Source organism: Spirillospora sp. NPDC048819, assembly GCF_040650055.1.
Lineage (GTDB): Bacteria > Actinomycetota > Actinomycetes > Streptosporangiales > Streptosporangiaceae > Spirillospora.
The window spans coordinates 173,820-181,709 of record NZ_JBEZGN010000016.1 but is presented as its reverse complement, the minus strand read 5'-3'; the positions used below and the strand labels follow the sequence as shown (position 1 = coordinate 181,709).

Here is a 7,890-nt window from a genome sequence, read left to right as displayed (position 1 = left end):
CCACCCGGTATGACAAGCTCGCCGTCCGCTACGAAGCCACCCTCCACATCGCCGTCATCAACGACTGGCTGATCTGCCTTTGAGACACGCCCTAGAGGGGGATGGGTCTCATGGGCGCGGATTCAGGGAGCGGAGGCGGGCGAGGACGCCGGCCGTCTGGGGTGTCTGGAGGTCCTCGAAGATGGCGAGGGCCTTCATCCAGCAGTCGCGAGCCGAGTCCTGGCGTCCCATGCGCAGGTGGGCACGGCCGAGGTTGTAGAGGGTCTCGCCCTGGCCCGGACGGTCGCCCATCTCGTGGAAGACGCCCAGGGCCTTCTCGAAGTACGCGATGGCCGCTTCGAAGTCGCGCAGTCCGTGATGGGCGTAGCCGAGGCCGTGCAGGGCCCAGCCTTCGGCGCGGGGTTCCTGTGCGTTGGCATGGGCCTGCTCGAAGCAGCCGAGGGCGGTGTCCCATTCGTTGACGCCTGCGTGCGCATAGCCGAGGGCGACCAGGGCGAGGCCGGCGTTGCGCTGGTCGCCCGCTTCGCGGGCCAGCCGCACTGACCGTTCATGGTGGTGGATCGCGTCGCGGAATCGGTGGAGACGCCGGCATGCGTAGCCGAGGCCGTGCAGCGCCCATGCCTCGCCTCTGCGGTCATCGATGCGGACGAAGACGTCGCGCGACGCGGTGAAGAAGTCGACGGAGTCCGCGAACCGCCAGCGGTACTGGCTGGCGTATCCGAGGCCGCCGAGGGCGTAGGCGATCCCGCGGTCGTCGCCGAGGTGCTCGGCGGACGCGAGGCCGGTGCGGAGGGCCTCGATCCAGTCGGTCCATGGGCTGCGGAGGAAGAAGAACGTCCATAGGGCGAGCGGGAGACGCCACGCGATGTCGTGATGGCCCTCGTCCGCGGCGGCGCGGGCGGCGGCGATCAGGTTGAGCCGCTCGGCCTCGCACCATGCGCGGGCCTCGTCGGGCGAGGTGAACGTCAGAGGGCGGCATGGGGCGTCCGGCAGGGTGAGCGCCGCGGTGATGCGGTCGGGGCAGATGGCGCGGCGGGCGTTGTCGGCGGTGCCGAGGTACCACGCCAGTACCCGCCGGATGGCGCCCGCGCGTTCGTCCTCGGCGAGTCCCCCGCCGAGGGCGGGCACGCGGAAGCGGCCGTCGGCGCGTTCGTCGAGGGAGAGGCCGCCGAGGATGACGCGGGCCTCGTCGGCGGGGACGTCGAGGAGGGCGGCGGCGGCCGGCACGGAGATCTCCGTGCCGGGGTGCAGGGACAGGAGCCGGAGGATGCGGGTGGCGTCGGTGCGGGTGTCCGGGAGCCGTATCCAGCCGCGCGCGTTGGTCTCTTTGACCGAGACCTGCGCGGGACGGTACGCGGCGGCGTCACACGTCGGGCACTGCCGGACCACCTCCTGATAGAACCAGTCGGACGCGATCAGCGCGACGACGCCGGAGGAGTCGCGCAGGGCGTCCTTGAGCGGCTCCGCCTCCAGGAGCCGGAACGCCGTGGTGATCGCGCTGGCGGTGACGCCGTGGTCGTCGTAGTGGACCTCCCCGGCGTGCACGGCGACGCGGATCTTGATGCGCGCACCCGGTGGTGCGCTGCTGTTGTGCCGTTCGAGCAGGGCCGCCAGTTTCAGCGGGAACGGTCCGGCGAGCCGTTCCTTTGGCACGTCGGGGTTGATGAGGACGAGCGCGCCGTCACCGCGGTCCTCCCACTCGAAGGACATTTCGGGCACGCCGGATTCGACGAGCGCCTCGGGCAGGGCCTTGAACAGGCCGCTGCGCACGGCCAGCTGGTCCCAGTTCGTCCGGCCCCCGTAGCCCTGGACGTCCACGCACAGAATCGACCGGTGCACCGCGAGCGACACATCGGTAATACCGTGCATCAGTCCATGCAGATGCACTGTCTTATGCACGTGCACACCGTACTGCAAGATCGCGTCTTGGTCAGAGGCATTGTGCGTACGTGCAAGTCGCCGGGTCAGGCGGTCAGGAGGTCGCTTAGGAGCCGGGCCCGGACGGTGTTGTCGTCGCCCTCCGGCAGGTGCCAGGGGCAGGCGATGTCCAGGGCGGCCACGCGGCCCGTCGCCATGATGCGCCGCACCGACGCGAGCACGTCGTCATACGACGGCCCGTTCCCGACCGGGTACTTCAGGCCGGGCAGGTCGCTCTCGTCGATGACGTCCACGTCGACGTGCAGGACGAGCGGGCCGTCGGGCAGGGCGACGTCGTCCACCGGGCAGCGCCGCACCTTGGACGCGGCCAGGAACTCCGCCTCGGCCGGGTCGAGGTCGCGGGCGTCCACCAGGACGGCGCGCTCCTCGGGCAGCGGGCGCAGCCCCAGGGGGCCGGTGAGCAGCTCGGGATGGTCGCCGATGATCTGCCGCAGCGGCATCCCGCCGAGGTAGCCGGACGTGGAGCTCTCCGGCGAATGGACGTCGCCGTGCGCGTCGAACCAGACGATGGATGCGTCCACGCCCGCCCGCTGGACGCCGGCGAGGACGGCCTCGGCGACCAGGCAGTCGCCCGACACCACCGACGGGCGCGTCCCGCCGGTGACCTGGTCGGCGACCTCGGCGGAGACGAGTTCGAAGAGCGCGGCGAGACGTTCCCAGATGCCGCTCTCCGGAAGCTCCCGCGTCACCGGGATGAAATCCGGGCCGGGCAGCGGGAAGGAGGAGTCGGGTAGCCGTTCGTCCTGGTGATAAGGGACCAGCGTGATCGTCATGCGTCCACAGTAGAAGGGCCGGGCGTGAAAAGGCCCCGCCCGGTGCTCCGGGCGGGGCCTGGTCAGTGGGGCCGCTGAGGCGGCGGGTCAGTGCTTCCGGCCGCCCGTGGCCGCCTTCAGGTAGTCGTGGTTCAACTGGCCGATGACGTCCAGCCCGATCTCCTTGGGGCAGGCCGCGGTGCACTCACCGGTGTTGGTGCAGCCGCCGAAGCCCTCCGCGTCGTGGGCCTCCAGCATCGACACGACGCGGTCCCAGCGTTCCGGCTGGCCCTGCGGCATCAGCCCGAGGTGGGTGACCTTGGCGCCGAGGAACAGGGCGGCCGAGCCGTTCGGGCAGGCCGCGACGCACGCGCCGCAGCCGATGCACTCGGCGGCCTCGAACGCGCGGTCGGCGTCCGGCTTCGGGACGGGCATCGCGTGCGCCTCGGGGGCGGTGCCGGTCGGCGCGGTGATGTAGCCGCCCGCCTGGATCATCCGGTCGAACGCCGAGCGGTCGACGACCAGGTCCTTCACGACCGGGAACGCCTTGGCCCGCCACGGCTCGACGTCGATGACCTCGCCGTCCTCGAACTTGCGCATGTGGAGCTGGCAGGTCGTGGTGGCGCGCTCCGGGCCGTGCGGGGTGCCGTTGATGACGAGCGAGCACATGCCGCAGATGCCTTCGCGGCAGTCGTGGTCGAACGCGACCGGCTCCTCCCCGGACGCGATGAGCTTCTCGTTGAGGACGTCCAGCATCTCCAGGAACGAGGCGTCGGGGGAGATGTCGTCGAGCTTGTACTCGACCATCTTCCCCTTGTCCCGGGGTCCGCTCTGGCGCCAGACGCGCAGTGTGAGCTTCATTACTTGTACGACCTCTGGCTCGGCTTGACGTATTCGAAGTTCAGGGCCTCCTTGTGGAGGACGGGCTGCTCGCCCTCCCCGGCCCACTCCCAGGCGGCGACGTAGCCGAAGTTGGCGTCGTCGCGCCTGGCCTCGCCGTCCTCGTCCTGGCTCTCGGCCCGGAAGTGGCCGCCGCAGGACTCGGTGCGGTGCAGCGCGTCGATGACCATCAGCTCGGCCAGCTCGAAGAAGTCGGCGACGCGGCCCGCCTTTTCCAGCTGCTGGTTGAGCTCCTCGCCCTTGCCGGTGACCTTGACGCGCTCCCAGAACTCCGCGCGCAGCGCCGGGATGATGTCCAGGGCCTTGCGCAGTCCCTCCTCGGTGCGCTCCATGCCGCAGTACTCCCACATGATGTGGCCGAGTTCGCGGTGGAAGGAGTCGACGGAACGGTCCCCGTCGACCGACAGCAGCCTGTCGAGCTGTGACTTCACCCGCTCCTCGGCCTCCAGGACCGCGGTGCTCCCGACCGGGCCGAGGCCGGTGCGGGCGATGTAGTCGCCGATGGTGTTCGGCAGGACGAAGTAGCCGTCGGCGAGGCCCTGCATCAGCGCGGACGCGCCGAGACGGTTCGCGCCGTGGTCGGAGAAGTTCGCCTCGCCGATGACGAACAGGCCGGGGATGCTGGACTCCAGGTCGTAGTCCACCCACAGCCCGCCCATCGTGTAGTGGACGGCGGGGTAGATGCGCATGGGCGTGTCGTACGGGTTCTCGCCGGTGATGCGCTCGTACATCTCGAAGAGGTTGCCGTACTTGGCCTCGACCTTGTCGCGGCCGAGCCGCCCGATGGCGTCGGCGAAGTCGAGGTAGACGCCGAGGCCGCCGGGGCCGACGCCGCGTCCCTCGTCGCAGACGTTCTTGGCGGCGCGGGACGCGATGTCGCGCGGGACGAGGTTGCCGAAGGACGGGTAGATGCGCTCCAGGTAGTAGTCGCGCTCGTCCTCGGGGACGTCGGCCGGCCTGCGCGTGTCGCCGCCCTTCTTCGGCACCCACACGCGCCCGTCGTTGCGCAGCGACTCCGACATGAGCGTCAGCTTGGACTGGTGGTCGCCGCTGACCGGGATGCACGTCGGGTGGATCTGCGTGTAGCACGGGTTGGCGAACAGGGCGCCGTGCCGGTGGGCGCGCCAGGACGCGGTGACGTTCGAGCCCATCGCGTTCGTGGACAGGAAGTACACGTTGCCGTAGCCGCCGGACGCGAGCACGACCGCGTCGGCGGTGTAGTTCTTGATCTCGCCGTTGATCAGGTCGCGGACGACGACGCCGCGCGCCCGCCCGTCCTCCATGATCAGGTCGAGCATCTCGTGCCGCGGGTACAGTTCCACGTTTCCGGCCTCGACCTGCCGCATCAGCGCCTGGTAGGCGCCGAGGAGGAGCTGCTGGCCCGTCTGCCCGCGGGCGTAGAAGGTGCGGGAGACCTGCGTCCCGCCGAACGAGCGGTTATCGAGGAGCCCGCCGTACTCGCGGGCGAACGGGACGCCCTGCGCGACGCACTGGTCGATGATGTTCCGGGAGATGTCGGCGAGCCGGTACACGTTCGACTCGCGGGACCGGAAGTCGCCGCCCTTCACCGTCTCGTAGAACAGCCGGTATACGCTGTCGCCGTCGTTGCGGTAGTTCTTGGCGGCGTTGATGCCGCCCTGCGCGGCGATCGAGTGGGCGCGGCGCGGGGAGTCCTGGAAGCAGAACTGCTGGACGTGGTAGCCCGCCTCGCCGAGGGTGGCGCCCGCCGAGCCGCCCGCGAGTCCCGTGCCGATGATGATGATCTTCTTTTTGCGCTTGTTGGCGGGGTTGACCTGCTTGGCCTCGAACTTGCGGGTCGTCCAGCGGTCCTCGATGGAGCCGGCGGGGGCCTTGGTGTCGGCGATCGGCTCGCCGGACTTGTAGAAGCTGTCGGTCATGTTCAGCTCACCCATCCGAACGTGATGGAGACGGGGACGGCGATGAAGCCGAGCGTCACCAGTGCGGCGACGGTCCCGGCGAGGCCGCGCAGGACGCGGTCGGTACGCGGGGTGCGCAGCCCGAGGGTCTGGAACGCGCTCCAGATGCCGTGGTGGAGGTGCAGGCCGACGAGCAGGACCGCGACGACGTACCAGACGGTGATGTACCAGCGGGACGGGTCGAAGTCGGCGACCACCCGCTGGTAGGGGGTGTCGCCGGCGCCCAGCGGGTTCACGACGAAGAACGTCAGGTCCAGCAGGTGCCAGACGACGTAGAACGCGATGATGACCCCGCCGTACCGCATCGTGCGGGTGGCATAGCCCTGCGCGTGCGACTTCTTCTTCGACCGGTACTTGACGGGACGCGCGGCCGACGCGCGGCGCGCGAGCGACACCGCCGACCACATGTGCAGGACGACCGCCACGGCCAGCACGACTTCGAGGAGCGTCAGGACGCTCCGGTGCGGCACCGCGGGCTCGCCGATCGTGCGCAGCCAGTGCGCGTAGTGGTTGAAGTCCTCCGCGCCGTAGAAGATCTTCAGGTTCCCGACCATGTGCGCGACCAGGAACAGCACGAGGATGCCGCCGGTCACCGCCATGACGGCCTTCTTGCCGACGGTCGAGCGGTAGATCGCAGGTATCGCTATAGCCACATCTCGGAAGCTACGTCGACCTGGGGCGAGAGTTCCAAGTCATCAGCGCACTCGTTTCGATAGCTTCAGGCTATGGACGCAAGCAGAGCGGGCGTTGAGTCCGTTTCGTGATGAACCGGGCGGTGAGTGACTTCACAGGACGTTCTGGAACTCCGCCCGTGAGTGATCCAGGAGACATTGACGTGGTCAGGACCGTGTGTCAGAAATGTGACGCGCGTCCCGCCGGGCCTGCGCTGTCCTGCCGCGACAGCAGCAGGACGGCGAGGTCGTCGGTCAGGGCATCGCCGTTGAGGCGCTCGACCTCGGTGACCAGCTCGTCGATGAGCGACCGTCCCGCCGCGCCCCGGCCGTGGGCGGTGCGGGCCAGGCCGACGAGGCCGTCGGTGCCGAGCCGTTCCGAGCCCGCGCCGACCTTCCCCTCGATCAGGCCGTCGGTGTAGAGCATCAGCGACCAGAACTCGCCGAGGTCGATCTCGGTGGTGGGCCACTCGGCGCCGGGCAGCAGGCCGAGGGCCGGGCCGTGCGCGTACTCGGGCAGCGCCATCACCTCGGGGCCGTCGCCGGAACCGCCTCCGGTGGACGGCTCGCGGAACAGCAGCGGGGCGGGATGGCCGGCCAGGTGCATCCGGGCGGTCCGCCGCGACGGCGCGATCGTGATCATGCAGAGCGTGGTGAAGATCTCCTCGCTGCGCCGCTCGTGGCCGAGGACCGTGTCGAGGGTGGCGAGGAGCTGCTCGCCGGTGTGCCCGGCCAGCACGAGCGTCCGCCACGCCATCCGCAGCTGGACGCCGAGGGCCGCCTCGTCGGGACCGTGCCCGGCGACGTCCCCGATCACCAGGTGCACCGCGCCGCCCTCGGTCTGCACGGTGTCGTAGAAGTCGCCGCCGAGCAGCGCCCGCCGCCGGCCGGGCCGGTAGCGGGTGTGGTGCCGCAGCGACGGGTCGTCGATCAGCGGGACGGGCAGCAGGCCGCGCTCCAGCCGCGCGTTCTCGCGGCCGAGGATGCGGGCCTCGACGAGCCGCCGCTCGGTCTCCTCCGAGCGCTTGCGCTCTATGGCGTAGCGGATGGCGCGGGCCAGGAGCGGCGGGTCGACCTCCTGCTTGACGAGGTAGTCCTCGGCTCCGGCGGCGACGGCCTGCACGCCGAGATGGGCGTCGTCGAGGCCGGTGAGGACGACGACGGCGGCCGGCCCGGAGAGGGCGAGCACCTGCCGCAGCCCGTCGAGCCGGTCGATGCCGGGGGCGGACAGGTCCACGATGATGCACTGGGTGCGCCGCGTCAGCATGCGCCGCGCGGTGGCCAGGTCGCCGGCGACGGAGATCTCGGCGTCCATGCCGCTCTCGGCGAGCATCTTCTCGACCATGAGGACGTCGGAGGGGTCGTCGTCGATGAGGAGCAGGTCGGTCCTGTCCTCCGCCCCCGGCATGAAGGGATACGTCTGCTGGCTGATGGTGCTCACAAGGCTTCCGGAAGAAGTCGGGGCTGGCGACTGGCACTGGCAACGGTCACGGCGTTCCGCTTTATTCCTGCGGCCGCAGGGGAGCGGACGGGCCGCGCCGGGGGAGCGGCATTGGCCTAGCCGCCGGAGTCCCGGCTCAAGGAGCGGAGGAAGCATCGCTCCGTAGACCCAGACCTTAGCGTGTCCAAACCGCCCGACGCACCCCCAGGGCGCGTCCGAGTCAGTGTTTAAGGACAGGCCGGAACCGGCTT

Annotated in this window: 6 protein-coding genes; all 6 read right to left on the bottom strand. The window is 70.2% G+C overall.

Going from position 1 to position 7,890, the window contains the following annotated elements; all coding sequences use genetic code 11:
* Positions 1-108: 108 nt before the first annotated feature.
* The 6 genes from AB0C35_RS22465 to AB0C35_RS22440 all read right to left on the bottom strand — a co-directional run bounded on the left by AB0C35_RS22465 (position 109) and on the right by AB0C35_RS22440 (position 7,639).
* Positions 109-1,899, bottom strand: a complete 1,791-nt coding sequence (locus AB0C35_RS22465) for a tetratricopeptide repeat protein (protein WP_358458834.1) — start codon at positions 1,897-1,899, stop codon at positions 109-111.
* Positions 1,900-1,964: 65 nt separating this feature from the next.
* Positions 1,965-2,711, bottom strand: a complete 747-nt coding sequence (locus tag AB0C35_RS22460) for an arginase family protein (RefSeq protein WP_358458832.1) — start codon at positions 2,709-2,711, stop codon at positions 1,965-1,967.
* A gap of 87 nt (positions 2,712-2,798) precedes the next feature.
* Complete coding sequence (locus AB0C35_RS22455; RefSeq protein ID WP_358458830.1) at positions 2,799-3,551, bottom strand: succinate dehydrogenase/fumarate reductase iron-sulfur subunit; 753 nt, start codon at positions 3,549-3,551, stop codon at positions 2,799-2,801.
* A complete protein-coding gene (locus AB0C35_RS22450; RefSeq protein WP_358458844.1) occupies positions 3,551-5,488 on the bottom strand; it encodes a fumarate reductase/succinate dehydrogenase flavoprotein subunit in 1,938 nt (645 codons plus the stop codon). The genes AB0C35_RS22455 and AB0C35_RS22450 overlap by 1 nt, the downstream gene beginning before the upstream one ends.
* A 2-nt stretch (positions 5,489-5,490) precedes the next feature.
* Positions 5,491-6,180, bottom strand: coding sequence for a succinate dehydrogenase cytochrome b subunit (locus AB0C35_RS22445; protein ID WP_358458828.1), 690 nt, complete (start codon positions 6,178-6,180; stop codon positions 5,491-5,493).
* Positions 6,181-6,379: 199 nt separating this feature from the next.
* Positions 6,380-7,639, bottom strand: coding sequence for a SpoIIE family protein phosphatase (locus tag AB0C35_RS22440; RefSeq protein WP_358458826.1), 1,260 nt, complete (start codon positions 7,637-7,639; stop codon positions 6,380-6,382).
* Positions 7,640-7,890 lie beyond the last annotated feature (251 nt).